The organism is Pontibacter beigongshangensis, from assembly GCF_014332515.1.
GTDB lineage: Bacteria > Bacteroidota > Bacteroidia > Cytophagales > Hymenobacteraceae > Pontibacter > Pontibacter beigongshangensis.
Map to the genome: position 1 here is coordinate 196294 of NZ_VFSD01000006.1, position 24842 is coordinate 221135.

Below are 24842 nucleotides of genomic sequence, written 5' to 3' on the forward strand. Positions count from 1 at the left end.
TTGAATCTAGTAATCAGAGGCTGCCTCTACAGAGAGTTGCTGCAAGGCGATCTGCAACTGCTCGTCGTTAGGAGCAATGCCATGCCATTTGTGCGAACCCATCATAAAGTCAACGCCGAAACCCATTTCAGTATTCATCAGAATAAGCACGGGTTTCCCTTTGCCGGTGGCTGCTTTCGCTTCTTCCAGCGCTGGTAACAACGTTTCGAAGTTGTTGCCGTCTGCTTCCAGCACATGCCAGCCAAAGGCATCAAATTTCTTGCGCAGGTCGCCATGTGCTAACACTTCATCGGTGGAGCCGTCGATCTGCTGGCCGTTCAGGTCTACCGTAGCGATAAGGTTATCTACTTTGTTGTGCGGGGCAAACATAATGGCTTCCCACACCTGACCTTCGTCCAGCTCGCCATCTCCCATCAGCACGTATACCAGGTTGGGATCGTTGTTGAGTTTTTTGGCAAGTGCGGCACCAATGGCAACCGATAAACCCTGGCCCAGTGAGCCGGAAGCTACGCGAATGCCTGGCAGGCCTTCTTCGGTGGCCGGGTGGCCCTGCAACCTGGAGTTCAATTTACGGAATGTGGCCAGTTCGCTTACTTCAAAGAAGCCGGCTCGTGCCAGGGTGCTGTAAAATACAGGCGAGATATGGCCGTTGGAGAGGAAGAAGAGGTCTTCGCCCTGGCCGTCCATCTTAAAATCGGTGCTGTAGTTCATTACCTTAAAGTACAGCGACACGAAATAGTCTGTGCAGCCGAGCGAGCCGCCCGGGTGGCCGGAGTTCACGGCATGTACCATTCGCACGATATCACGACGCACCTGTGACGCAATCTGCTTTAGTTCTTCAGTGCTTTTGTTGTGTGGATTCACTTCGTTAGATTTCGTTAAAGATTATTAGTGTCTAAAATACAAATAATATTGTAAAGTGCTAGAGATGTATATTAAAAAGAGTTGCTGGCAGGCCCATGTCTCTATCCTTTACCGATAGCTGCGCTAACCTGCGTTAGGGTGGTAAGCTTGCGCAGCTATTTATATTGCCGGTTAAATATCTGAATAACTTTGATTACCCACAATCATAAATACAAAACTCTTCAAAACTTTATAGGCTAACCGCTAAAATATCTTCCAGGTATTCAGGTTGTTTCCGGAAATACGGCGTTGTGCAGGTAAGTTCGGTGTTCTGCGGAGAGGCCTGCCGCACTACCCCCAAATTATGTGAATGAAAATGCCCCTCCGGAGGTAAAAAGAGACGCAAGGCACTGGACTCTTCTAAAGTTAAGAGTTGGTTTGTGTTTTCCGGTTTACCTTTAAAGCTCCCCATTAACCATTCAACAAACAGCAAGCAGCAATTATTTGAATGAAAATGGCCTTCCGGAGGCTTATAGGATCATGAAAGGTTAGACCCCATAAGCCGTGGAAACCCAGGAGTTACTTGTTCAGGATCTGGGCGGCGTGCTCGGCCGTTTTTACTTTGGTGATGATGTCCTGGATCGTGCCCTGCTCATCAATTACAAACGTGTAGCGCATGGTGCCCATGTATTTGCGGCCGTACATCGACTTCTCCTGCCAAACGCCATAAGCCTCCACAATTTTCTTGTCGGTATCGGCAATTAGGGTAAAGGGCAGATCGAATTTTTTGATGAACTTCTGGTGCGATGCCTCATCGTCTACACTCACGCCCAGCACTTCGTAGCCTTCGCGCTGCAGGTCGCTGTAATTGTCGCGCAGGTTGCAGGATTGGGCGGTGCAGCCGGGGGTGTCGTCTTTCGGGTAGAAGTACAAAATCACTTTTTTGCCCCGGTAGTTGCTGAGCCTTACGGTGTTGCCGTTCTGGTCTCTGCTTTCGAAGTCGGGGGCCTGGTCTCCTGTTTTCAGTTCCATAGTCTGGGTTAAATAGTTGTTTTATAAATAGCTTCGTTTCCGGCGTTATCTCTTACGGTCAGAATTACCTCGCCCGACAAAGGTATGCTTTTGTCGAGCTTCTCGGAGTAAATGGTGGCCGTTTTATGCTCGTACTTCATCAGCAGCCATTCTCCGTTTATGTAGGCATTAAATGAGCTGAGTCCGGAAAGATCGTCTGATATTTTGAACTTGATCTGCACTTTGCTCTTGCTCAGAAGCCTGATAACCGGCGGCTTTTTGTCTTCGAGTACTTTGAATTTGCCCATGTTGCGGGTAGTAAAGGTGATGGCGTTGCCATCCCAGGTGCCGCCTGCCAGGCCTCTGCCGCGGCCAAGCCCCAGGTAATACACAAAGGCCTTCGACTTGTCTATAACAGGGGTAGAAGGCGTGATGGTCACCTTAACTGGCTGGTGCAGGGGCGTGAAATAATCGCCGATGGTATATACATCATCTTCCAGGTTCGTTTCCAGATACAGCGTGTCGTAGAGCGACTCTTTCGCAAATTCTATTTTAGCGTAATCGTTTTTAAAGTCTACTGCTTTGCCGGACGGAATTACCTGCTGGAAACCAAACGGATATGCAGTGCCGCAGAAGTTCATAGAATCAGGGACGCCAGCCCGCAGGTCGTAGAGGTTCACCGATACGGAGTTGCGGGTATAGCTCGGCACCAGCACCAGTTTGCGGTTGCCTTTGTAAAGCTCCACATTGCGGGGCGTGGCCGAGGTGTCGGTGGCGCTAATCTTCAGGATATTGCCGATAACCTCATAGTCTACTTTAGGCTGTTTTACCTGCTTCGACAGCGTTTGGGAGAATTCCGGCTTCTGGCCTTTCAGCACAAAGCTCAGGGTAGAGGTGTTGTCGTAAGAGTCTTTGGCTACTAGGCGGACCTGGTACGTGGAGTCGGGGTGCACGTTTATACGGCCACGGTTTTGGAGGGCGGTATAAATAGGCAGTTCGTTGCCATAGTCTACAAATATTTTCTGAAACGAGCGTCCGTTGCGCCGGAATACGTGGTAGTTGATGTGCTGCGACAACTGCCGGTTCAGCGCAAAGGGAACCTGGTCGATGTGGTGTTGATAGGTCAGTTTGTTGTTGATATACACTGTTACTTCCTGGGTGCCGTTCCTGTTATCGGCCCCGTCGAGCCGGTCGATCGTCTGCAGTTCCAGCCCCAGCAGGCCATGGCCATACACGGTATCCTGCAGCACAAAGTTGCTGCCTGTTTTCTTTGTCCGGAACTCCGCTCTGCCAAACTCCTGGTTTACGCGGGCATAAATATTAAGGGTATTAATACCTAGGGTGTAGATTTCCGGAGGCGTGGTGTCTATGACTTCGGAGAACTTCCACCTGAGCGGGTTATACAGTTTGTCGGTTGTGTCGCGTATCTCAAAGTGCAGGTGCGGGCCTCCCGAGCCACCCGTGTTGCCCGACAGAGCAATAACATCGCCTTTCTTTACGGGAAACTGGTTTTTGTCCGGAAACAGCTCCAGTTCAAAGGTTTTGCGTTTGTACTGCTCCTGCAGCACATGCTCCGCCAGCGGGTTGTAGAACGAGAGCAGGTGCGCATAAGTCGTTACCAGGCCGTTAGGGTGGGTAATGTAGATGATATTGCCATACCCGTAGGTCGACATCTTTACGCGCGAAATGTAGCCGTCAGCGGCGGCATGCACATTCAGGCCTTCCCGTTGGTCGGTCTTGATATCGATGCCGCCATGGAAGTGGTTGGAGCGTATCTCGCCCATCGTCCCCGACAGGAAGTTCCGCTGCCCAGGCTTAATCGGGAACATGAAGTAGCCCGGCTGCACGGTAGGCTGTGCCAGCAGGACCAACGAAGAAAACGCAAAAATTATAAAAAGGAGGAGGTGTTTACTTAACTTCAAAATCGAGTAATTTTTTATCTTCAATGTAGCCTTCTAATTTGTCGCCGATCTGTACAGGGCCAACACCCTCTGGTGTTCCCGTAAAAATCAGGTCTCCGGTCTTTAAAGTGATAAATTTGGAGACATATGCCAGCATGCTGTCGAAGGTGTTGAGCATCATGCTGGTGTTGCCTTTCTGGCGCAGCTCCCCGTTTATGTGCAGGCTGAAGGTAATATTGCTCAGGTCGGGGAACTGGCTCAGCGGCAGGAATTCGGAGATGGGGGCAGAGCCGTTGAAGCCTTTGGCGATGGTCCAGGGCAGCCCTTTGGCCTTCGCCTTTGCCTGAATGTCGCGGGCCGTAAAGTCGATGCCCAGCCCGATGGCGTCGTAGTATTTGCCGGCAAACTTGCTGTCGATGTTCTTGCCCTCCCGGCAGATGCGCAGCACAAGCTCTATTTCGTGGTGGATGTCCTGAGAGTAATCGGGGTAATAGAAAGGCTCATTGTTGCGCAGCACGGCCGTGTCGGGCTTAAAGAAAATGACGGGTTCGTCTGGCACTTCGTTCTTCAGTTCTTCTATGTGAGCCGCATAATTGCGACCTATGGCTAGGATCTTCATAAATACTGTCCGGGGTTTTCTACTTCCAAAATTAGCCTTTCTAACGTTCCAATTCAGGAAAAAATATTAGAAATAAAGAGAAAGTTTGGTGCTATGAAAGGAAAAGCAGAGAATGTTGAATTTAAATCGGTAGGAGGGTGGGTAGAGGTATTATAGGCGAATTGGAAGAGCACAGGCACCAGCAGCGGCAAAACCCTCTGGAGGGGCATTTTCATTAGAAAAATTTCAGAAACTATTTTACAGCAAGCGCAGTAGTATGCTTCTGTTGTAGCAGAACTCCTGCTGCAGCGGTAGCAGGGGCCCGGGCCGAAACAATGGAGATTACCACCCGATGCAGCCTCTTACGCGCAAGGCCATGCAAATGAGTGATTGTATTTTAAAACTCTTTGTAGCCTGCGTCTCGTATAAACGAACAGTTATATTGTACTATAGGTAGTGCCGGTTAAGCACGTAAAATGTGCCCGGGCGCTGTTTTTCTGATACATTTAAAAACTTGTATATAATTAAAAAAACGGTTTCGTAGATTTGGTTCAAAATTTGAAATAGCGAGCTTAACCGTTAAAAATTTAAAGAAATGATGAAGCAAATAATCACGTTTACATTAGCTGTTGTGATGTTGGTAGCCTGTACCACGGTTCCCATCACCGGCAGAAGGCAGTTTTCTCTGGTGCCTGATTCGCAGATGATGGCCCTCAGCTACGACGCCTACGACCAGTTTCTGAAAGAGAATAAACTGTCTAACGACGCTCAGGCGACCGCCATGGTAAAGCGCACCGGTCAGAAAATACAGCGGGCAGTGGAGCAATACATGGCCCAGAACAATATGTCGGATCAACTGCAAGGGTTTAAGTGGGAGTTTAACCTTATTCAGGACGACCAGGTGAATGCCTGGGCGATGGCAGGGGGTAAGACGGTGGTGTATACCGGCCTGTTGCCAGTGGCTCAAAACGAGACAGGCTTAGCGGTGGTAATGGGCCACGAAATTGCCCACGCCATTGCCAAGCACAGCAGCGAGCGCATGAGCCAGCAACTGGCGCAGCAGTTCGGTGGCATGACCCTGCAGGCACTGGCCAGTTCGCAGCCACAGGCCACACAGTCTTTAATTAATACAGTGTATGGTGTTGGTTCTGGTGTCGGGTTGTTAAAATACGGCCGTACACAAGAGTCTGAGGCAGATCACCTGGGGCTGATCTTCATGGCCATGGCAGGCTACAATCCGCAGGAGGCCATCCCTTTCTGGGAGCGGATGCAGGCCAAAGCAGGAGGCGCCTCACAACCGGAGTTTTTGTCCACTCACCCAAGCTCCGAGACACGTATCAGTAACCTCCGCAGGCTAATGCCAGAGGCGCAGAAGTACTATAAAGGCAGCTGAGCCCTTGTTGCAGCAAGAAGGCAATGGCACTTTTGCCACGTTTTAAAAGGCCAGCCCTGAAGAGCAGAGCATTTTCAAGAAAAGTCCGTGAAAGCGGTTGCGGTAGTCATACTTTCGGCTGTGTAACAGCTGATAAAGCAATATCAGAACTACTGCAGCCAGTTTCCCGGACTTTTTAGATTATAATGAGAAATAATCTAAAAAGAATAAAAAAAATGAACATATTGCAATATGTAAAAATCCATAGCATAATTCATGAATTCCTTTTCCTTATATCACTATATTTCCTCCGCTTTAAACTTAAGAGCGGTTTTATTAGGTCTTTTGGGCCTGATGATAACTGCCAGTTCCTGCACCAATAGCGAAGGAATTCCGGAAGAAAGCGACACCGATTTTGTAGATAATATTGAGGCTATGGCCCCGGCCGATACTACAGCGGAAGCAGAGATAGCGCTGCCCGAGAAAAAGTACGACGGCCAGCTACTGGCACAAGTGGTGTTCGACTCGGTAGATTATATTGTGCCGAGGGAGCAGTTGCTGCAGCCTTTTATTCTCGAGTTTGGAGACGGCACCGTGGTGGACAAAGTGATGATCCGAAAGGTGCAGGAAGATAAAGCCAGCGAGCCGGCTTATTATGTTGTAGGAATCGGTATGCTGAATGGAGCCTTCCGGTCTATGGCCCTGCAACTGGATGTAGCCTCTGATAACAGTCTGTACCTAAGCTCTCAGGCCACAAAGTTCATATGCAATGGCAATGCGACCTGCGGGTTCTGTTATTTCAATTTTAAAGGAAACAAGATTGTGGGCTGCTCCTGCGAATCCGGCCAGTCTGCAGACAGCAGCGATTGCAAGCAGCAGGTCAGCGAAGGAAACATGCTGCTCAAGCGGGGTGTAAAGCTCCGGAGATACCGGGAGCTGGAAGAAGGGTAGCAGCAGCCTAAAACCAAATTATTCTAATAAAAAAGGCCCTTCCGGATCTTGGAAGGGCCTTTTTTATTAGAATAATTACGATCACCTTTACATGCCGGCAGCATTCCGGCCCATAACGCAGGGCCAGAAAATCATTCTAGGAAAGGCTGCTCTGCAGGCTCCGCAGCCGGATGCGGGTCAGCACTTTTTTGGTATAGAGCGGGAAATCGCCTTTCATCATCCAGTCGTAGTAGCTCGGCTCCTTCTTCAGCACTTCCGCTACCGGCACGTTGCGGTGCTTCCCGAAGTTAAAGACTTCCTCGCCTGCCTGGTTGTAGATGATGCGCCCCGAGAGGTCGGCCGTTTTCTGGAACGTGAACTTGTGCAGCTGCGCCATATCGTTCTGCACCGGAAATTCCTCTACGCCTTCTTTTGTTTCCAGGGGCGTGTTTTCGTAGCGGTCCAGCTGGGCCATCAGAATTTTGTAGGTGGCTACGGTGTCGGCTTCGGCGCTGTGGGCATTTTCGAGTTTCTCGTCGCAGTAAAACTTGTAAGCGGCTGAGAGCGTGCGCTGCTCCATCTGGTGAAACACGCGGCAAACATCCACGATATGGCGGTTCTCAATGTCGAAATCGATGCCAACCCGCAAAAACTCCTCTGCCAGCAACGGAATATCGAACCGGATCAGGTTGTATCCGCCCAGGTCACAGCCTTTCATAAACTGGTCGAGGTCGCGTGCGATCTGCTGAAAAGTAGGAGCGTCCTTCACGTCCTCATCATAGATATGGTGAATCAGGCTCGACTCCAGCGGAACGGGAATGGTGGGGTTCACCCGTCGGGTCTTTAAAATTTCTTCGCCATCGGGTTTAATTTTCAGCATGCTGACTTCCACGATCCGGTCTTTGCAGATGTCGGTGCCGGTGGTTTCGAGGTCGAAGAAAATGATGGGGCGCTTGAGCTTCAGTTTCATAAGGGAGCCTTAAGGGTATTTACAGAATTGCTGTGGTAAGCGCCTCCAGGTTTAAATTATTAAAAGTGCCTGAGCTCATGAGCAGCAGGTTGGTATTAGTCCAGTTTACGTTTTGAAGCTCCTGCTGCAGGGCCTCCGAGTCGGTGAACACACGTATGCTGGGGTTACCGAAGCAAGTCTTAATTTCGGCCTCGCTTAGCCTCTCCATGCGCTTGTGCGCAATGGTGGCCGGGTTAAAGTACACCAGCGGCACATCGGCCTTGTTGAGGGCGTCTTTGTACTGCGGCAGAAACGCTTTGTTCAGGCTGCTGAACGTGTGCAGCTCCAGGCAGGCTACCAATTGCCGCTTCGGGAACTGCTGCTTCACTGCTTCGGTGGTGGCCTTTACTTTAGACGGCGCATGGGCAAAGTCGCGGAAAATAACCGACTGGGCGCTCTCACCGATCTTTTCCAGGCGCCGGGCGGCTCCTTTAAAGGTGCGCAGCGTCTCATAAAAATCGTGCGCCTTCACGCCTAGTTTTTTGCAGACTTCTTTTGCCGCGCTGATGTTCCGGAGGTTATGCTCCCCAAACAGCTGTATCTCCACATCACCTTCTTTTTTGGTGTGCAGGATGGTTTTGCCCTGCCGGATAGAATACTCGTGCACGCCATAGCCGATATAGTCAACCGTTTCGGGGTTGCGCGGAATGCTCACCAGCTGCGCCTGCTCATCGTCTTTGTCGTAGATAAGGGCGCCGGCTTTGGGTGTCATCTCCGCAAAAATGCGGAACTGCTCCCGGTACACCTCTGGCGTGGGGAACACATTGATATGGTCCCAGCTAATGCCGCTGATGACCCCGATGTGGTGGTGGTAGAGGTGGAATTTTGGGACTCGCTTGATGGGGTCAGAGAGGTACTCGTCTCCCTCAATAATTATAATGGGAGCGTCGTCGGTGAGTTTTACCATCCGGTTAAAACCTTCGAGCTGAGCACCCACCGCGTAGTCGAACTTGCGGTTGAGGTGTTGCAGCACGTGCAGGATTATGGAAGTAATAGAGGTTTTGCCATGGCTGCCCCCGATCACGATGCGCTGCTTGTCTTTAGACTGCTCATAAATGAACTCCGGAAAAGAAAAGATCGGGATACCAAGTTCCTGCGCCTTCAGCAGCTCCGGATTGTCGGCGCGGGCGTGCATGCCCAGGATCACGGCATCCGGGCGCTGGTTGAGCTTTTCCGGGAACCAGCCTTCCTGCTCCGGCAGCAGCCCGGCTGCGGCCAGCCTGCTTGTGGCGGGCTCAAAAATTTCGTCGTCAGAGCCGGTCACCTTCAGGCCCTTGTCGTGCAGGGCCAGGGCAAGGTTGTGCATAATGCTCCCGCCCATCGCGATCAGGTGAATAAAATTGAATTCCTTTCTCTCCATATGTCGTGCAGGTATAATAGCAATCTCACAAATTTAGAATTCATTCCCTAAATAAAAATAGGGGGAAGGTAATATGTTGATATCTTGCCCATGAATGTGGATTACTCTGGCGGCTTTGTGGATTAATAAAAAGCGCAGATGGTTAAATTTGTGAGTATGGAGGAGATGAAAACGAATGTGAGGCCGGCTACCAACCGGAACAACTGGACGAAAAGAGCACCAGCTGTGTCGGAGCTTGGCAAGATGCCCCCACAGGCCATTGACCTGGAGGAGGCAGTGTTGGGGGCGCTGATGCTGGAAAAAGACGCCCTGACGACAGTAATTGATATCCTGCGTCCGCAAAGCTTTTACAAAGAATCGCACCAGCGTATTTTCAAAGCCATCCTGGCCCTTTTCGATAAATCGGAACCCATCGACATTCTGACGGTAACGCAGGAACTGCGCGAGATCGGGGAGCTGGAGCTGGCTGGTGGCGCTTATTACGTGACGCAACTCACCTCCCGTGTTAACTCGGCTGCCAACATCGAGTACCACGCCCGCATTATTTCGGAAAACTCCATTAAGCGCGACCTGATCTCCATTTCGTCTGAGGTACTCACCAGAGCCTTTGAAGACACTACCGACGTATTTGATCTGCTGGACAGCACCGAGGCGAAGCTCTACGAAGTGTCAGAGTCGAACATCCGGAAAAACTTCGACGACATGCGCTCGCTCATGCACCAGGCCCTGAAAGAACTGGAGGAGAAGCGCAAGCAGGAAGATGGCCTGACCGGTGTGCCGAGTGGCCTGACGGCGCTGGACCGTGTTACCTCTGGCTGGCAGAAATCGGACCTTATTATTCTGGCTGCCCGCCCCGCCATGGGTAAAACGGCCTTCGTGCTTTCGTGCCTGCGCAATGCCGCCGTAGATTTTAAGAAAGGCGTGGCGATCTTCTCGCTCGAGATGTCGTCGCTGCAGCTGGTTAACCGTTTAATTTCTTCCGAAGCCGAGCTTGACTCTGAGAAGATCAAGAAAGGAAGCCTGGAGGAGTACGAGTGGGCGCAGCTGAACCATAAAATTTCCAGACTCACCGAAGCCCCCATTTTTATTGATGATACGCCGGGCCTTTCTATCCGGGAGCTACGTACCAAGTGCCGCCGCCTGAAGGCGCAGTATGACATCCAGATGATCATTATTGACTACCTGCAGCTGATGAGTGGCAACGCCGATGGCAAGGGTGGTGGTAACCGGGAGCAGGAAATCGCCTCTATCTCGCGGGCGCTGAAGATGCTGGCCAAAGAGCTGAGTGTGCCGGTAATTGCGCTCTCGCAGTTGAGCCGCGCCGTGGAGACGCGTGGTGGCGATAAACGCCCGATGCTATCCGACTTACGTGAATCGGGCTCTATAGAGCAGGACGCCGACATGGTGCTCTTCCTCTACCGCCCCGAATACTACGGGCTCACCGAAGATGAGATGGGCAATCCGACTGCCGGCATCGGCGAAGTAATTATAGCCAAGCACCGGAACGGCTCGCTGGAAAACGTGCAGCTCAAATTTATAGGCAAGTACACCAAGTTCACGAACCTCGACAATGACTACAGTGGTGGCGATGGCGGCTTCAACGCCCTTCCGAACAGCACCTTCGATGCAGAATCGCCTGGCTCCATACGCCTGGGCAGCCGCATGAACGATGGCGGCAACAGCGGTGGAGGCTTCCCGGCATCTAACTTCGAAGAACCTCCTTTTTAGGATATTAGATACTAGATTTTAGATTCAAGATCTTTTAAGTTGAGCATTCGAAACTCAGGGATATAGATAATTATCTGATAGTTCTTCAGCTAAGGCAACAGAAGAGCCGCTGCAGGATGTGCAGCGGCTCTTCTATTTTAGATTATTCGAATGGTTTAGGCCCTCCGGAGCTTTCTGCTCCTCCTGACGCTACTGCTGTCAGAATCAGGATTTACAGGATATTAGGATGTGCAGGATGGTTCTTGTCATAATATTTTTATGGAGCCCTAACCTAAATAATTTACAGAATTAGATAATTTTCAGAGTAAGAATTCTCTAATTCACTCTCGCCTTAATCTATTCACTCATTCAAAATTCACACCTCCTACATCCACTGCACCTTTTCTTCCAGGGCCACCGTTCGTTTGCCAGTTGGGGCGGGTTTGTCGGTGTAACCGAGGTAGAGGATGCCGAGCACCAGGTCTTCTTCGCCAAGCTGGAGATATTCTTTCATGGCGGGTTTGTACGCCATGCCGCCGGAGCCCCAGTAGCTGGCAATTCCTAAAGCCGTAGCGCCCAGCAGCACGTTTTGTATGGCGCAGGAGGTAGCGGCAATTTCTTCGAGCGCCGGTATTTTGGGTAGGTCGCCACGCTGCATGTAGGCTACGATCAGGTGCGAAGCTCCGTCGCCCATGTGCAGTAGCTTTTCGTATTTGAAGAGCTGGTAATCTTCTTCTCTGGTGTTAGATTTATATAGGTCTGCGTGTGCCTGACAGAAGTCTTTTACTTTTTTACCGGTATATACCCTGAATCGCCAGGGCTCTGTGTGCCCATGGGTGGGGGCCCAGTCTGCCAGTTGCAAGAGCTGCTTTACCTGCTCATCGGGTATCTGTTGCCCGTTCATCTGGGCGGGCTTTATGGTTCTGCGGTTGCGGATTACCTGGGCTATCTCTAAGAATGTATCGCTCATTTTAATCTTTCAATGTTTGTGCAAAGATAAGGCCTTTCTGAATGTTATAGGACAGAAGATTTTTCCGGACAGCAGCAACAGCCATTAGGCCTCCGGAGGGGCTATTTCATTAGAATAATTTAGCTGTGGCAGCGGCTTGCAGTTTTCACGGTAAGGGTGAGGGTAATTCATGGGTAGATTTGTGTCATAACAGCGCGATTCTCTTCACCACCATCCCGCGCTCCGTCCGGATTGCCACCAGGTAAACTCCCGCAGCGTTTGCCGACAAGTCTATTTCCAGTTTGTATGACAGTCCGGAGTTCAGTAGCTGGTCATGCACCAATCTTCCTCTTACATCATAAACCTGCACGGCCTGCACATCAAAATCGGCTTTAACAAAGTCTATGGTGATGTGGCCGGAGCTGGGGTTTGGATAAACCTCTATAGCCTGCTGCGGGGTGAGGGGCTCCAGCTCGAAATCAGCCAGGGCGCGTCCGCCGCTGCCTGCCACCATTACCTTGCCGGTTGCCGCGCCACGCGGAACACGTACTTTAAAGGAGGAGGCAGAGGAACTGAGGATGACGGCTTCCATGCCACTGAAGCTTACCGTATCCTGACGGCCCAGCGTCAGAAAGTGCTGCCCCTTCAACTCCACTACAGTGCCTACGCTGGCCCTGGCTGGGTGCACGGTTATAATAAGAGGTGCTGGTATCACTTCAAATGCTGTAGAAGTTGTGCCGCCGGGCGTGGTAACACTGATGGTACCTGTCTGCGCTCCTTCCGGCACCCGTACCTGGAGCACCTGCTCCCCGGCCTGCAGCACCTGTGCCTGCGTAGTGCCAAATTGTATTAAGTTTCGGGAGGCTTCACGTGAAAAGTTCTCTCCATATAACGATACTCTACCACCTACCCGCTGCATGGCGGTATCTGTAGAGGTGATCGCCGGGGCGTACCACACTTTGTACAAACCACTGCTCGCTGCCGTACCGCCTTTGGTATGTATGATGAAAGCTCCGGACACTGCTCCTACAGGTACTTTCACCATGATTTCATTCTCGCTAGTGCGGATCACTTCGCAGGTATGGGAGCCAAGCTGTACCTGTTCCAGCAACTCTTGCGACCAGTGACTACCCTGCAGCACTACCTCTGAGCCCACTAAGCCCTCTGCAGGACTGAAGCCGCTTACTACCGGCGGCTGGTACACCGTAAAGGCTGCACTGCTGTTGGCTCCTCCATTGGCTGTAATTACTTTGAGCGTACCAGTGCTGGCACCAGCCGGTACTCTCACTTTCAGCGATACGGCATCACCCTCTACTACCTCTGCCGGTATTCCGTTGAAGTAGACTTTATTGTCCTGCGCATTGCCTGAGAACTTGGCTCCTGTAATGACTACCTCTGCTCCAAATCTGCCTGCTGCAGGTGTAAAGTTTGCTATTGCCGGAGTCATGATTACTTCTTCGGCTATAATCCGGTTCTCCTCTATTATCTCCTGTGGCATATCATAGATGCGGTTCACCGTCACGTTGGTGCGGATGGGAGAGTTGTAGTCGAAGAAAATGTCGGCGAAGTTCTCCACAGCTGTCTTTTCTGGCAGCTCTGCCTTTGGTTTGATGCTGAACTGGATATAGCCGTGGCTGCCGGGCTCGTTGCTGGTGCTGTCGGGCAGCAAGATGTTGTTGAAGGTCCAAGTGAGTACCGGCTGCCCTTTGCCGCTCACGCTAAAGTTGTAGTCATGAGAAGCGGCTCCCATTTGCAGGGTAGCTATGTCCAGGTGCTGCGAGAGGGTATCTACTACTACAACCTTATAGGCCACGTCGGTGCCGGTGTTTTGGAATCGGATCTTGTACTTGAGCGGTGTGTTGGTGGGGGTGTAGTTCTCCTCTGTCAGCCCTGTTGGCAACACCAGCTTGTCGTTGGGGTCGTAAGAGTCGATAATCGGCAGGCATTCTTCGGCTACCTCAGCCTCCTCGTCATCGGTAGGTAAGGCATTCACAAAGTTGGTGCTGACAGCGATGCGGGAGGCAATTTCGCGGCAGGCTTCCACCGTGGCGCTGGCAAGGGTGTTGTCGCCGTTCTCGTCCGGCTGATCTGCCTCCAGCCTGACAGTTCTTCCGCTGGCAGGTATGTGCAGCACCATGCTGTCGCCGGCGGCAAGTTGGTAACCTTCCACTGTGGCCAGTTGCCCATCCTGGTAAATTCTGAACTGGCTCTCTGAGTCCATGTCTGCCTGACCGGTGTTTCTGATCACGAACCGGATGTGGCCGGTGGCATAATTGCAGACTCCTGTTATGGTGGTGGTCGCTTTTCCTTCTGCAGACTGGTTGCCTGGCGTTATCCAGGCTTTGGTGCAGACGGTGAGGCCACGGATGCTTTCGTTTCCGCAGATTACCGAGTCCTGTATGGTGATGGTTCCTTTCTGTCCTATTGCTAAGGTTCCTGCCTCGAAGGCATAGGTGCCATTTGGCAGGCGGGTGTAAGGTTTGTCTGCAGACTTGAGCACCACATATTCTGGCAGTTGCAGGTACACGTTGGCATTTGCGGCTGAGGCAAAGCCGGTGTTGCTGTAGGAAATGGTAGTGGTGCCGGGGAAGCAGCGGCGGCGGCGCGTGGAGGAAACGCTGGCGCTGAGGTAGGGGGAGAGGGTGGCTTGGTTGGCGAAGTTGATGTTACCTGTTGTACCACCACCAGAATTGAAAAAAACTGTGTGAGTTCCTTCCGCTGTAGGACACACCTGCTCAATTTCGCGTATGACAGACTTTTTTGGCAGAATCTGCTTTATAGAAAATTTACCCTCGCCTACTTCCAGAGAATAGTTACCCGAATTATCTGTTATACCATAAAAAGGACCGGGCAATGCCTCTACCACCATGCCTGCTATGCCTTGTTCATTATCCTTTAAACAATTGTTATTAGTATCATTGAAAATTGTTCCTGAAACTTGATTTGAGGCTACTTGATCAGGGTCTGTGCCATCACTAAAACAAACGACACTATTAATGCCTGCCACAAAGGCTCTGGAGCCTGAGCTGTTCACGCTAATACCACCGTCATGGTAATTATCGTCTCTCGCTATCAGAAACGGGTGATAGGAGCTGATGCCCAACATAACTTTTGTAATAGGGTCATATTTTATTATACGTCCCCGCTGCGTTATGTAAATGTTGTCAAGTCCGTCGAACGCAATACTGGTAGCTTTAATTTCTACATTCTTATCATCGACCAAGTGCCCCAAGAAATTGCCATCCAAATCATGTTTCACAATTTTTCCATCCGATAATAAAGTATAAATAAGCCCGCTGTTATTTATCGCAATAAAAGCAAATTTGGTATACTTATCGTCAATGAATATTAATGAACTGCCAGTATCGTTATCGTTTAAAAATAATCTTCCAACAAAGTTTCCTTGTGGATTATACTTGTAAATACATCTTCTATCTTTTAAATAGATATACCCATTGTGGTCTAAAGCAAGTTGATCGGGATTTGCAGGAGCAGTATCATTTGAAATATTATTTTCAGCGTAAGTTGCAAATCTGGTAATGAAATTTCCGCTTGAACTAAACTTTTGTACATCGCCGCCCCTGTAGTCCCCAGCCATCACAAATAAATTGCCTTCCCTGTCTGTTGCCATATCCTGAATCGGATATTGAAACTTGCCATCATCAGAACCTTCCCCCCCGAAAGAGAAAAGAAGGTTGCCGTCTTTATCGTACTTATTTATTATCCCAAGGTGTTTGTGGCAAATAAAGAAGTTGCCGATAGCATCTGATTTAAACAGACCTACTGAACCAGACAAAGCCTCTGGTAAAGCTTGTATAAAAGTATTGCCATACCCAAAGCTCAGGAGGTGCTTGCCTTCCGGGGAAAATTTTTGTATACGTAGCGCCTCGTCTCCCTCCCCTACAAAGATGTTTCCTGTGGCATCAACAGCAATCGTGAGCCTGGCTTCCATAAAGTGGCCTGTCATAAACTGCCCATCTCCCCAACCCTCTGTTCCAAAGCTTCTTACTAAGCGGTTATTACTGTCAAAAACCAGTACGCGATATGCTGCAACATCTGTAACATAAACATTCCCTTGAGCATCTACTGCAACATCGGAAGGTATTAAATCAGGAAAAGATTCTTGTCCGCCAATTTGCTTTATAAACTTGCCTTCTTTATTAAATACCTGTATTCTTTTGTTTCCAGTATCGGTAACATACAGATTGCCATTTGCATCAAGAGCCAAGTCAGTTGGAACAGAAAACTGCCCCTGCTGATGGCCCAGTTCGCCGAACTCAAGAATCAATGTTCCCTGTGGGCTAAATTTCTGTATTTTATGTTTTCTGGAATAAGCTATGAAAATATTGCCATCATTATCTACAACTATTCCCTTAGGAGTATAAGGCACTTCATCATGAGTGTCGATAGTTAAAATTATCTCTCCAGAAGGACTTAACTTTTGGATAGTGCCTTTAGGCTCTGTTATCAGATACACATTCCCATCCTTGTCTCTGCTAACCCGAAAATCACTTCTCGGATCCCTAATGTTTTCTTTGGTGTAGTACTCTTTTTTGAAATTCCCTGAAGTGTCGAATACCCGGGTAGAATGGCCATCGGCTACATATAGCAAACCATCTTGCCCCATAACGATATCCTGTGGGTAAAGCAGGCTTTTTCCTACTATATAGGCAGGTGTATAATTGGATGTCTGTGCAAAAATGGCCGATACATAAGCGAGGCACAAGAAGAAAAGCAATAAACCGGTTCTCATAGAAGGATAATATCCAGGCGTTGGCAATTCCAAGGAAAATCCATGCCTCTTTTAATATTTTTCCAATATATGAATTTATTAACTTTGTTTAGTTAGAATTCCTTTTCTTGAAAAACTTTTACAAGATTTATATAGGTTGCAGAAATCAAATGAATTGGTAGTTGCCAGGAAACAGTTTAACTAAGTTTGGAGACCGCAATCAGTTTCAAAAAAAGCAGCCTGTACCGCACGAATAGCGACACAGGCTGCGTATGAAAAAAATGTTAACTACTTACTTCAGTTTCAGATCAGTAATAATCTGCTGAATCTTCGCACTCAGCTGCTCATTTACCTTGTCATATTCTGCAGCCGAGGCAAGCGGCTCTTTTACGCTGAAATAGAACTTGATCTTTGGCTCGGTGCCGGACGGACGGGCAGAGATTTTGCTGCCATCTTTGGTCAGGTACTGCAGTACGTTGGAGCGCTCCAGGTCTACAGTGGTTTCTTCGCCGGTCTGCAGGTTTTTCTGAACGCCTGTTTTGTAATCAGTGATGAGCACGACCGGCGATCCGGCGATGGTTTGGGGCGGGTTGCTGCGCATGTCGGCCATCATCTGCTGAATTTCTTCGGCACCGCGCATGCCTTTCTTTGTAATCGAAATCAACTCTTCTTTGTAGAAGCCGTGCTGGGTGTATACTTCCAGGAGCATCTCGAACAGCGTCTGGCCTTTGTCTTTGGCTACGGCAGCCATTTCTGCAATCAGGGCGCAGGATGAGATCGCATCCTTGTCGCGTACAAAGTCACCAGCCAGGTAGCCGTAGCTTTCTTCGCCGCCGCCAATGTAGGCCTCTTTGCCTTCCAGCTGCTTTATCAATTCGGCGATGTATTTAAAGCCGGTCAGGGTTTCGTACATCTTCACGCCATAGCTGTCAGCCAGTTCCTTTATCAGGTCGGTGGTAACGATGGTTTTTACCACAAACTCCTTACCAGTGAGCTTACCCGCTTTTTGCCAGGCCAGCAACAGGTAGTTAATCAGCAGACTGCCGGTCTGGTTTCCGTTCATCAGCACAAATTCGCCTTTGTGGTTTTTGACGGCAATGCCCACACGGTCGGAGTCCGGGTCGGTGGCTAGCACCAGGTCGGCATCAATTTCAGCAGCTTTCTGCATGGCCAGGCTCATGGCTTCTTTCTCTTCCGGGTTTGGGTACACCACCGTCGGGAAGTTGCCGTCAGGCTTGGCCTGCTCCGCTACCACGTGCACATTTGTGAAGCCGTAGCGCTTCAGAATTTCAGGAACGAGCGTAATGCCGGTGCCATGAATCGGGGTGAAAACTATCTTCAGATCGTTCTGGCGCTTAATGGCATCCTGCGAAATAGAAAGGCCCAGCACCTCGTTCAGATAAGCCTCGTCCACTTCGGCTCCGACCAATTCGATGTTCTCCGGCTTCGGCTCGAACTTTACGTCATCAATCGAGGTGATTTTGTTTACTTCGGCAATAATGTTTTTATCGTGCGGGGCTGTTACCTGGCCTCCGTCGTTCCAGTAGGCTTTGTAGCCGTTGTATTCTTTGGGGTTGTGCGAAGCCGTGATAACCACGCCGCTCTGGCAACCCAGGTGGCGAATGGCAAAAGAAAGCTCAGGCGTGGGGCGCAGCGCCTCGAACAGGTACACCTTAAAGCCGTTGGCAGAGAAAATATCGGCCGTGATGCGGGCAAACTTATCGGAATTGTTGCGGCTGTCGTGGGCGATGGCCACCCTCACCTGCTGGTCCGGGAAATTCTGCTTCAGGTAATTGCTCAGTCCCTGCGTAGCCATGCCCAGCGTGTAGCGGTTCATGCGGTTGCTGCCAACTCCCATCAGGCCGCGCAGGCCACCTGTGCCGAATTCCAGGTCTTTGTAAAAGGCGTCGGCCAGGGCCTCTTCCTGGTTGTTGTGCAGCAGTTGCTGTATCTCGTTTTTAGTGGCTTCGTCGTAATTCCCGTTAAGCCAGGCATCTACTTTCTGGCGGATAGCTGTTTCCATGTTTTATCTTAAATATGCTTTATGTTCTTTCGATTACTGGCGCCGGGCCCAAGGGCAGGCGCAAAAAAATCACACCAGTTGCGGGCGCACGAGCTGACTGGTGTGATGCGAATGACAGTTCAAAGTAAAGAAAATCTGTTTTAATTAACAGCCCGATACTTTAATTTTTGACTAAAGGTTGCCGCGAAGCTCCTGTTCCCGCTCAATTGCCTCAAATAAAGCCTTGAAATTGCCTTTTCCGAACGAACGGGCCCCTTTGCGCTGAATGATCTCGTAGAATACCGTCGGCCTGTCTTCTACGGGTTTGGTGAATATCTGGAGCAGGTAGCCTTCATCGTCGCGGTCTACGAGTATGTTCTGCGCTTTCAGGGCCTGCATGTCTTCGTCTATCCTGCCTACACGCTCAAACAGATCTTCATAGTAAGTTTCGGGCACGTACAGGAACTCGATGCCCCGGCGGCGAAGCTCCGACACGGTGTGCAAGATATTGTCGGTGGCAAGGGCGATGTGCTGCACGCCGGCTCCCCGGTAAAACTCCAGGTACTCATCTATCTGCGATTTTCTGCGTCCCTGCGCCGGCTCGTTTATCGGGAACTTAATATAACCGTTGCCATTCGACACCACTTTCGACATCAGGGCCGTGTATTCGGTGCTGATGTCGCTGTCGTCGAACGTGACGAGTAGTTTAAAGCCCATCACTTTCTCGTAAAATTCCACCCACTCATTCATCTTGCCTAACTCCACGTTGCCAACACAATGGTCCACGTACTTCAGCCCCACCGGCTCTACCTGCAGGGGTGAGCTGCGGGCTACAAAGCCGGGCATAAACGGGCCGCTGTAGTTGCGCCGCTCCACAAAGGTGTGGATGGTGTCGCCGTAGGTGCGAATAGAGGCCAGCTTCACTTCGCCGTGCTCATCTTTTAGCGTTTCGGGCTCCCGGGCTGGTGTGGCGCCCCTGGCTACGGTGTCTTGGAAAGACTTTTCGGCATCGTCGACCCAGAGCGCCAGCACTTTTACGCCATCGCCGTGCTGCTGCACATGCCGGGCAATGTCGGAGTCGGGGAGGAGCGAGGTGGTGAGCACCAGCCTTACCTTTTCCTGGGCCAGCACATAGGAGGCGCGGTCGCGCAGGCCTGTCTCGGGGCCGGCGTAAGCTACCAGCTTAAAGCCAAAAGCAGACTGGTAAAAATGGGCGGCCTGCTTGGCATTTCCGACATAAAACTCGATGTGGTCGGTGCCGTTCAGAGGAAGGATATCGGTAGACATAGCGTTTAGAGTTTGTGCAGTGGTTGTAAATTACTAGTTTTACGCAGCATGCCAGGTGAGTGTGGCAGAAATCAAATTATCATTCTGAATATTTGCAATTTCTGAGGCATGTTCACAACTTTGTAAAAAATCACGAATAACTATGAACGCAACTGCCCTGAATAACTCCCTTGTGGCCATTATACAGAAGAAGGAGGAGCTGAACGCACTCGACTACAACGATGCGCGCTACGATGACATAGAGGAGGAACTGCACGACCTGGAGGATGACTTTAACGAAGAGTTCGGCGATTTCCTGGAGGATGTGCTGGAGGACGTGCATGGCAAACTGAAATCGGACACCGATATTTTGCTGCCGACGGCCTACCTGGCCAGCTCGCTGAACGGTGGCATGGTAAATCCGGATGGTGAGAAAGAAGGCGTTTGGGTAGAGTCTGATGAATTTCCGGGTGTGGACATGCGCCTGCTACTGGTAGCCAACCCTGCCCGCTTTATGGTGCTGATCGGCGATCAGGCCCGTGAGCTCTGGAAAGCGGAATAAAAAGAGAAGATTCTTCAAACCAAAAAAGCCGCACGCCCACCTGCTTTGCAGAGGAGCGTGCGGCTTTTTGTTTGCAGCACCTGCAGGGCTGAGGCGCCGCTTCTATGGGTTGGGAAACAAAGTCATCAGCAGATAATGCCTCTGGGGGGCCTAATTCATTAGAATAATTGCTTCCCGGGCCCATTAGGATTGTGTAAAAGAAATAGCGCCCTGTGTCGTACACGCAATTATTCTAACCCAAGTTGTGCGGTAGAGAGCCTTTCTGACTTAGTCCCTTTGTCCTCCTGAAAGGATCTTGTGGGCGAGAGCCTAAGGCAATGGCCACTGGCCTGGGGTTAAGTTAGCATAGCCGCTTGTTAAGACTTTTTGGTAGAAGCAGCTTGTTTCATGGCCCGTGTCTTTGTTCTTTTTGTCTTGATACAAAAAGAACCAAAAAAATCAAGACGATTTTGAACTCGCTGAACGCTCAAACAAAAATCGTCACTCTTTGCACCTGGCAACTGTATCTGACTTGTAGTTACCCGCCGCACCACATTATTTAGGGCTGCTACCGCACAACTTGGGTTATTCAAATAAAAAGGCCCCTTCAGACCTTTCTGCTCCTTTTGCTGCTGTTCCTCAAAATGCAGGTCCTCTACCTGCGGCACCCCGCTGGCGAAACGATGGCATGGCACCTGCGCAGTCAGGGGGGCAAGGCTACCCTACATTATTTTTTATGCTCTTGCCAGTTGATTTGGAGGCTGAAAATTAGATAACAAAACATATATCTAAAGAAGGAATGTTATTGACAAAACTGTATATATAAATAAAAGTTGGCAAGAAACAGCTGCAAGGCAAAAATCACGATATTCCTCAGGTAAACAGGGGGAAACACCTACGCACATAGTGCTGATAAGCGTATGTCTGGGAAGTTATTACTGTTATCTGCTAGTTAGGGGTTATTAGAATATGAAGATTTACAACGAATACAAATCAGAGTTTATAGAAATAATAAGGAATTATTCCGAAGATTACTATTACCCAAGTGTCAATATTGAAATAAAAATAAAAACAGGAATCATTGAGGCAATTATTGATAGCATTTGGATAGAACGTGAGAACATTGAAGCTTTTATTGATAGCCTAAAACTTCTTGATGAAAGTAGAAAAGGCAGAGCCATTTTAGAAGGAATGTCACCTGAACGCTTTAAAATGGAATTAATTGGTATTGATGATTCTGGACATCTGGGGATAGGAATCAGAATTGAAGATGAAAACTTTTCAGGAACTGGCTATAATAATGTGATTCAGACGGGGTTTACAACTGATTCAGGTCTTATTCCTATATTGATTTCAGACTTGAAAAGTATAATAACGAACCACTAACCACACCTAAAAAACACTAAAGCGCTTTTTAGGCTAATCCGTTAGTGGCAACCTTAAAGAACGACACCGTAGAAAAAAATGACTGACATTGTAATAAAAAAAGTAGCGCTTAACGACATTGACCAATTGCAAAAAATTGGCAGACAGACTTTTTTTGAAACGTTTTCAGCAGGAAATTCCGAAGAGAATATGACAAAATATTTAGACGAAGGATTTTCCGCTGAAAAACTGACGACTGAACTTAGCGACAATAACGCAGAATTTTATTTTGCAACACTTAACGACAGTGTAATTGGTTATTTAAAATTAAACTTTGGACATTCTCAAACAGAATTACAGGACGACAAAGCACTTGAAATTGAACGTATTTATGTTTTAAAGGACTTTCACGGAAAAAGCGTTGGACAAATCCTTTACGACAAAGCAATACATATCGCAAGACAGAAAAACGCTGATTATGTTTGGTTAGGTGTTTGGGAAGAAAATCCGAGAGCAATAAACTTTTACAAAAAAAATGGTTTCGTAGAATTTGACAAACACATTTTCAACTTAGGCAATGACGAGCAGACCGACATTATGATGAAACTAAAATTGAACAACTAATGCGGACGACAAGAAAGGCAGCCACTAACACGGGTTTTGCGTCAGGCAGGGTGACGTGCAAACTTGGAGCTTTGTGCTTCTACAGAACTTTAGAAATAAATTGAACCTTTGTGCCCCGAAACCCGCCTTAACGTAAATTCCCACAACGTTAATAGCATCACCAAAAAACAGGAAGCTTCGATAAGGAACTATAGCGATTAAATCATCGCAGGCTGTAAGCTCTTTTGCCTGCTGCCTGCTTCTCCAAAACCTTTTATTGAAATTTCTGTTTTTGATCCGGGAGCTACTTTATGTAAATATCTGATACCCCCTTTGCTATGAAAATCTTGTTAACGGGTGCCAACGGATATATCGGAAAAAGACTATTGCCTTTGTTGTTGGAGCAGGGGCACGAGGTGGTATGTTGCGTGCGGGATGCCAATCGGTTTCCGAAAGAGGGCCTGTTCAGGCACCCCAGCATTTCTGTTATTGAAATAGACTTTTTAAAAGACCTCGCCGTTTCTGCCGGCCTCCTCCAGAATATCGACGTAGCTTATTACCTGATTCACTCCATGAGCGATAATTCGTCGAGCTTTGAGCAGCTGGAAGCATTGTCGGCCCAGAACTTCCTGAAGCTTATGCAGCAAACCCAGGCGAAGCAAATCATCTACCTGGGCGGCATCATCAACGACGAAAAGCTTTCCAGGCACCTGACCTCCCGCAAAAAGGTAGAAGAGATACTGCGTTCTGGCTCAGTTCCGGTAACTGCCCTCAGGGCCGGCATCATTGTAGGTTCTGGTAGCTCCTCGTTTGAAATTATTAGAGACCTGACCGAAAAGCTCCCGGTCATGATCACGCCGAAATGGCTCAACACCAGAACGCAGCCTATTGCCATCCGAAATGTGCTCGAGTACCTGGTAGGCGTGTTGCTCCGGCCCGAAACCTTCCATCAGTCCTACGACATTGGAGGGCCTGATGTGCTCACCTACAAACAAATGCTGCTACAGTTTGCCGAAGTGCGTGGCTTAAAGCGGTTCATCTTCACCATACCTGTCATGACGCCCCGACTTTCGTCGTACTGGCTGTACTTTGTGACCTCCACTTCCTATAAACTAGCCGTGAACCTGGTTAACAGCATGAAGGTGGAGGTAGTGGCTACACCCAATAACCTGAGCCAACTGCTGCATGTTAACCTGATCAGTTACAAAGAGGCCGTAGCGCTTGCTTTTCAGAAAATTGAGCAAAACAGTGTTGTTTCCAGCTGGAAAGATTCGCTCATATCGAGTTACCGCGGCAATTCGCTGCTCGACCATATCCATGTGCCGACAGATGGCTGCTTTCTGGACCTCCGCCTGAAGCCGATTACGGCCCATGATGCTGCTGTGCTCGAAAATATCTGGTCTATCGGCGGTAAACGCGGCTGGTATTATGGCAACTGGCTCTGGTCGATCAGGGGATTTTTAGATAAAATGATGGGAGGTGTAGGTTTGCGCAGAGGCAGAACCAACGTCACCTCCCTCAACTCCGGCGACTCCCTGGATTTCTGGCGGGTACTGGTGGCCGACAAGCTTACTAAAAGGCTGCTGCTTTATGCCGAAATGAAACTGCCTGGCGAGGCCTGGCTGGAGTTTAAGATTATCGAAAAGGAGGGGAAATCATTTTTGCAGCAAACCGCCACTTTCCGGCCTAAAGGAGTATGGGGCAGGTTGTATTGGTACGCGGTGCTGCCGTTTCACTACTTTGTGTTTGATGGCATGGCAGCCAATATTATTAAATTCAAATTGTAGCCTGGCAGGCAAACTTCCGCACCGGAACCTGACCTGCCAAAGCAGCAGAAGCCAGGTACCTGCTCATCTGGGCAATTATTCTAATAAAAACAGCTCTCAAGAGCCTACTGCGGCTGTTCCTCATAAGAAAAGCGGTAGCTCCTTTTTGACACTCGTGGAGCGGCGGATGTACAAATAACCCGAGGCACTTACTGGCCAATCATGTTTTGCGATGTGCCTGGGCCTTGGTTCGAGGCAGCGTGCCAGGCAGCATATATCTGAAAGAAGGCTTAGCAGCAGTAGCTCCGGAGGGGTAATTTAATTCAAATAATCCATGCTGACACTGGGCCGTTGCGCCACCGAAAGCGGCATCTGCCCCGGAAATGCTCCGGGACAGATGCCTATGCTCTGAAGTCTGTGCTGCCGAAATTACAGCAGTCAGCGGTATGCTGCCGAAGTAGAGGCGTTATCTTTTCTGGACCTTTACTACACTTGCCTGACCATTGCTTTGAATGATCCTGAGTATATAATAGCCTGGGCTATAGTACTTCCCTGCCAGGTGGATGGTATACGCATTGCCCGACAAGGGGATACTGCCTGTTCTTTTGTACACGATACTCCCTTTCATGTCGTAAAGCATGACGGATTGAAGCTCTTCCACGTCTTCTGTAAAAGCAATAGTGAGTTCTTCGGTAAAGGGGTTCGGGTAGGGCACCACCTCCGCACCTGCTTTTTTGGCGTTGGCGCTAACCAGCGCACTGCTTATAAGCGAAGCGCCCTGCAAGTAAGGAGATAGTCTCTTGCCGGGCACGGGCCGCTCCAGGGTGCCGGAGGGCAGCTGCCATCCCACCGAGAGGTTGTCGCCGCCGCCCTGCTCCTTGTGCACT

Annotated in this window: 18 protein-coding genes; 7 read left to right on the top strand and 11 right to left on the bottom strand. The window is 49.5% G+C overall.

Going from position 1 to position 24842, the window contains the following annotated elements; genetic code table 11:
- Positions 1–6 precede the first annotated feature (6 nt).
- The 4 genes from FJM74_RS07610 to FJM74_RS07625 all read right to left on the bottom strand — a co-directional run bounded on the left by FJM74_RS07610 (position 7) and on the right by FJM74_RS07625 (position 4374).
- A complete protein-coding gene (locus tag FJM74_RS07610; protein WP_187261990.1) occupies positions 7–864 on the bottom strand; it encodes a transketolase in 858 nt (285 codons plus the stop codon).
- A 558-nt stretch (positions 865–1422) separates the two neighbouring features.
- The gene (gene bcp / locus FJM74_RS07615; protein WP_187261991.1) at positions 1423–1875 is read right to left on the bottom strand and encodes a thioredoxin-dependent thiol peroxidase; all 453 of its coding nucleotides are present in this window, start codon (positions 1873–1875) and stop codon (positions 1423–1425) included.
- A gap of 8 nt (positions 1876–1883) precedes the next feature.
- Positions 1884–3776 carry a M23 family metallopeptidase gene (locus tag FJM74_RS07620; protein ID WP_241738988.1) on the bottom strand — a complete coding sequence of 631 codons (1893 nt, stop codon included), beginning with the start codon at positions 3774–3776 and terminating at the stop codon, positions 1884–1886.
- Positions 3763–4374: a fumarylacetoacetate hydrolase family protein gene (locus FJM74_RS07625; protein WP_187261992.1), complete on the bottom strand. Its 612-nt coding sequence runs from the start codon at positions 4372–4374 to the stop codon at positions 3763–3765. Before FJM74_RS07625 ends, FJM74_RS07620 begins: the two co-directional genes overlap by 14 nt.
- A gap of 574 nt (positions 4375–4948) precedes the next feature.
- On the opposite strand from FJM74_RS07625, the gene FJM74_RS07630 reads away from it, so the two are divergent.
- Complete coding sequence (locus FJM74_RS07630) at positions 4949–5746, top strand: M48 family metallopeptidase (RefSeq protein ID WP_187261993.1); 798 nt, start codon at positions 4949–4951, stop codon at positions 5744–5746.
- A 333-nt stretch (positions 5747–6079) separates the two neighbouring features.
- A complete protein-coding gene (locus FJM74_RS07635; protein ID WP_241738989.1) occupies positions 6080–6676 on the top strand; it encodes a hypothetical protein in 597 nt (198 codons plus the stop codon).
- Positions 6677–6812: 136 nt separating this feature from the next.
- Here FJM74_RS07635 and FJM74_RS07640 read toward each other — a convergent pair whose 3' ends face one another.
- Positions 6813–7625 carry a 3'-5' exonuclease gene (locus FJM74_RS07640; protein ID WP_187261995.1) on the bottom strand — a complete coding sequence of 271 codons (813 nt, stop codon included), beginning with the start codon at positions 7623–7625 and terminating at the stop codon, positions 6813–6815.
- 19 nt (positions 7626–7644) lie between these two features.
- Complete coding sequence (locus FJM74_RS07645) at positions 7645–9024, bottom strand: UDP-N-acetylmuramate--L-alanine ligase (protein WP_187261996.1); 1380 nt, start codon at positions 9022–9024, stop codon at positions 7645–7647.
- Between the two features lie 156 nt (positions 9025–9180).
- Between FJM74_RS07645 and dnaB the strand changes: the two genes are divergently transcribed.
- A complete protein-coding gene (dnaB, locus tag FJM74_RS07650) occupies positions 9181–10752 on the top strand; it encodes a replicative DNA helicase (protein ID WP_187262013.1) in 1572 nt (523 codons plus the stop codon).
- 364 nt (positions 10753–11116) lie between these two features.
- Here the strand turns inward: dnaB and FJM74_RS07655 are convergent, their stop codons facing one another.
- The 4 genes from FJM74_RS07655 to hppD all read right to left on the bottom strand — a co-directional run bounded on the left by FJM74_RS07655 (position 11117) and on the right by hppD (position 19701).
- Positions 11117–11701, bottom strand: a complete 585-nt coding sequence (locus FJM74_RS07655) for a nitroreductase family protein (protein WP_187261997.1) — start codon at positions 11699–11701, stop codon at positions 11117–11119.
- Between the two features lie 184 nt (positions 11702–11885).
- Positions 11886–16433: a DUF7619 domain-containing protein gene (locus FJM74_RS07660; protein ID WP_187261998.1), complete on the bottom strand. Its 4548-nt coding sequence runs from the start codon at positions 16431–16433 to the stop codon at positions 11886–11888.
- Between the two features lie 271 nt (positions 16434–16704).
- Positions 16705–18435 (bottom strand): phospho-sugar mutase, encoded by a 1731-nt coding sequence (locus FJM74_RS07665; protein WP_187261999.1) that lies wholly within the window; start codon positions 18433–18435, stop codon positions 16705–16707.
- A 171-nt stretch (positions 18436–18606) separates the two neighbouring features.
- Entirely contained in the window at positions 18607–19701 is a 1095-nt protein-coding gene (hppD, locus tag FJM74_RS07670) for a 4-hydroxyphenylpyruvate dioxygenase (protein ID WP_187262000.1), read from the bottom strand.
- Between the two features lie 142 nt (positions 19702–19843).
- On the opposite strand from hppD, the gene FJM74_RS07675 reads away from it, so the two are divergent.
- From FJM74_RS07675 to FJM74_RS07690, 4 genes are all read left to right on the top strand, one after another.
- Positions 19844–20242, top strand: coding sequence for a hypothetical protein (locus tag FJM74_RS07675; RefSeq protein WP_187262001.1), 399 nt, complete (start codon positions 19844–19846; stop codon positions 20240–20242).
- Positions 20243–21190: 948 nt separating this feature from the next.
- Positions 21191–21607: a WapI family immunity protein gene (locus tag FJM74_RS07680; RefSeq protein WP_187262002.1), complete on the top strand. Its 417-nt coding sequence runs from the start codon at positions 21191–21193 to the stop codon at positions 21605–21607.
- Between the two features lie 78 nt (positions 21608–21685).
- Positions 21686–22210, top strand: coding sequence for a GNAT family N-acetyltransferase (locus FJM74_RS07685; RefSeq protein ID WP_187262003.1), 525 nt, complete (start codon positions 21686–21688; stop codon positions 22208–22210).
- A gap of 317 nt (positions 22211–22527) precedes the next feature.
- Positions 22528–23976, top strand: coding sequence for an SDR family oxidoreductase (locus FJM74_RS07690; RefSeq protein WP_187262004.1), 1449 nt, complete (start codon positions 22528–22530; stop codon positions 23974–23976).
- Positions 23977–24421: 445 nt separating this feature from the next.
- On the opposite strand, the gene FJM74_RS07695 is transcribed toward FJM74_RS07690, so the two are convergent.
- A partial coding sequence (locus FJM74_RS07695) for a T9SS type A sorting domain-containing protein (RefSeq protein WP_187262005.1) occupies positions 24422–24842 on the bottom strand: 421 nt, incomplete at its 5' end.

What these genes read in the sequence shown, in the direction of transcription:
- FJM74_RS07655 (WP_187261997.1), bottom strand. Translation starts at nt 11,701, where the DNA reads ATGAGCGATACATTCTTAGAGATAGCCCAGGTAATCCGCAACCGCAGA.
- FJM74_RS07640 (WP_187261995.1), bottom strand. Translation starts at nt 7,625, where the DNA reads ATGAAACTGAAGCTCAAGCGCCCCATCATTTTCTTCGACCTCGAAACC.
- FJM74_RS07675 (WP_187262001.1), top strand. Translation starts at nt 19,844, where the DNA reads ATGAACGCAACTGCCCTGAATAACTCCCTTGTGGCCATTATACAGAAG.
- FJM74_RS07645 (WP_187261996.1), bottom strand. Translation starts at nt 9,024, where the DNA reads ATGGAGAGAAAGGAATTCAATTTTATTCACCTGATCGCGATGGGCGGG.
- FJM74_RS07625 (WP_187261992.1), bottom strand. Translation starts at nt 4,374, where the DNA reads ATGAAGATCCTAGCCATAGGTCGCAATTATGCGGCTCACATAGAAGAA.
- bcp (WP_187261991.1), bottom strand. Translation starts at nt 1,875, where the DNA reads ATGGAACTGAAAACAGGAGACCAGGCCCCCGACTTCGAAAGCAGAGAC.
- dnaB (WP_187262013.1), top strand. Translation starts at nt 9,181, where the DNA reads ATGGAGGAGATGAAAACGAATGTGAGGCCGGCTACCAACCGGAACAAC.
- FJM74_RS07690 (WP_187262004.1), top strand. Translation starts at nt 22,528, where the DNA reads ATGAAAATCTTGTTAACGGGTGCCAACGGATATATCGGAAAAAGACTA.
- hppD (WP_187262000.1), bottom strand. Translation starts at nt 19,701, where the DNA reads ATGTCTACCGATATCCTTCCTCTGAACGGCACCGACCACATCGAGTTT.
- FJM74_RS07630 (WP_187261993.1), top strand. Translation starts at nt 4,949, where the DNA reads ATGATGAAGCAAATAATCACGTTTACATTAGCTGTTGTGATGTTGGTA.
- FJM74_RS07660 (WP_187261998.1), bottom strand. Translation starts at nt 16,433, where the DNA reads ATGAGAACCGGTTTATTGCTTTTCTTCTTGTGCCTCGCTTATGTATCG.
- FJM74_RS07685 (WP_187262003.1), top strand. Translation starts at nt 21,686, where the DNA reads ATGACTGACATTGTAATAAAAAAAGTAGCGCTTAACGACATTGACCAA.
- FJM74_RS07665 (WP_187261999.1), bottom strand. Translation starts at nt 18,435, where the DNA reads ATGGAAACAGCTATCCGCCAGAAAGTAGATGCCTGGCTTAACGGGAAT.
- FJM74_RS07680 (WP_187262002.1), top strand. Translation starts at nt 21,191, where the DNA reads ATGAAGATTTACAACGAATACAAATCAGAGTTTATAGAAATAATAAGG.
- FJM74_RS07635 (WP_241738989.1), top strand. Translation starts at nt 6,080, where the DNA reads ATGATAACTGCCAGTTCCTGCACCAATAGCGAAGGAATTCCGGAAGAA.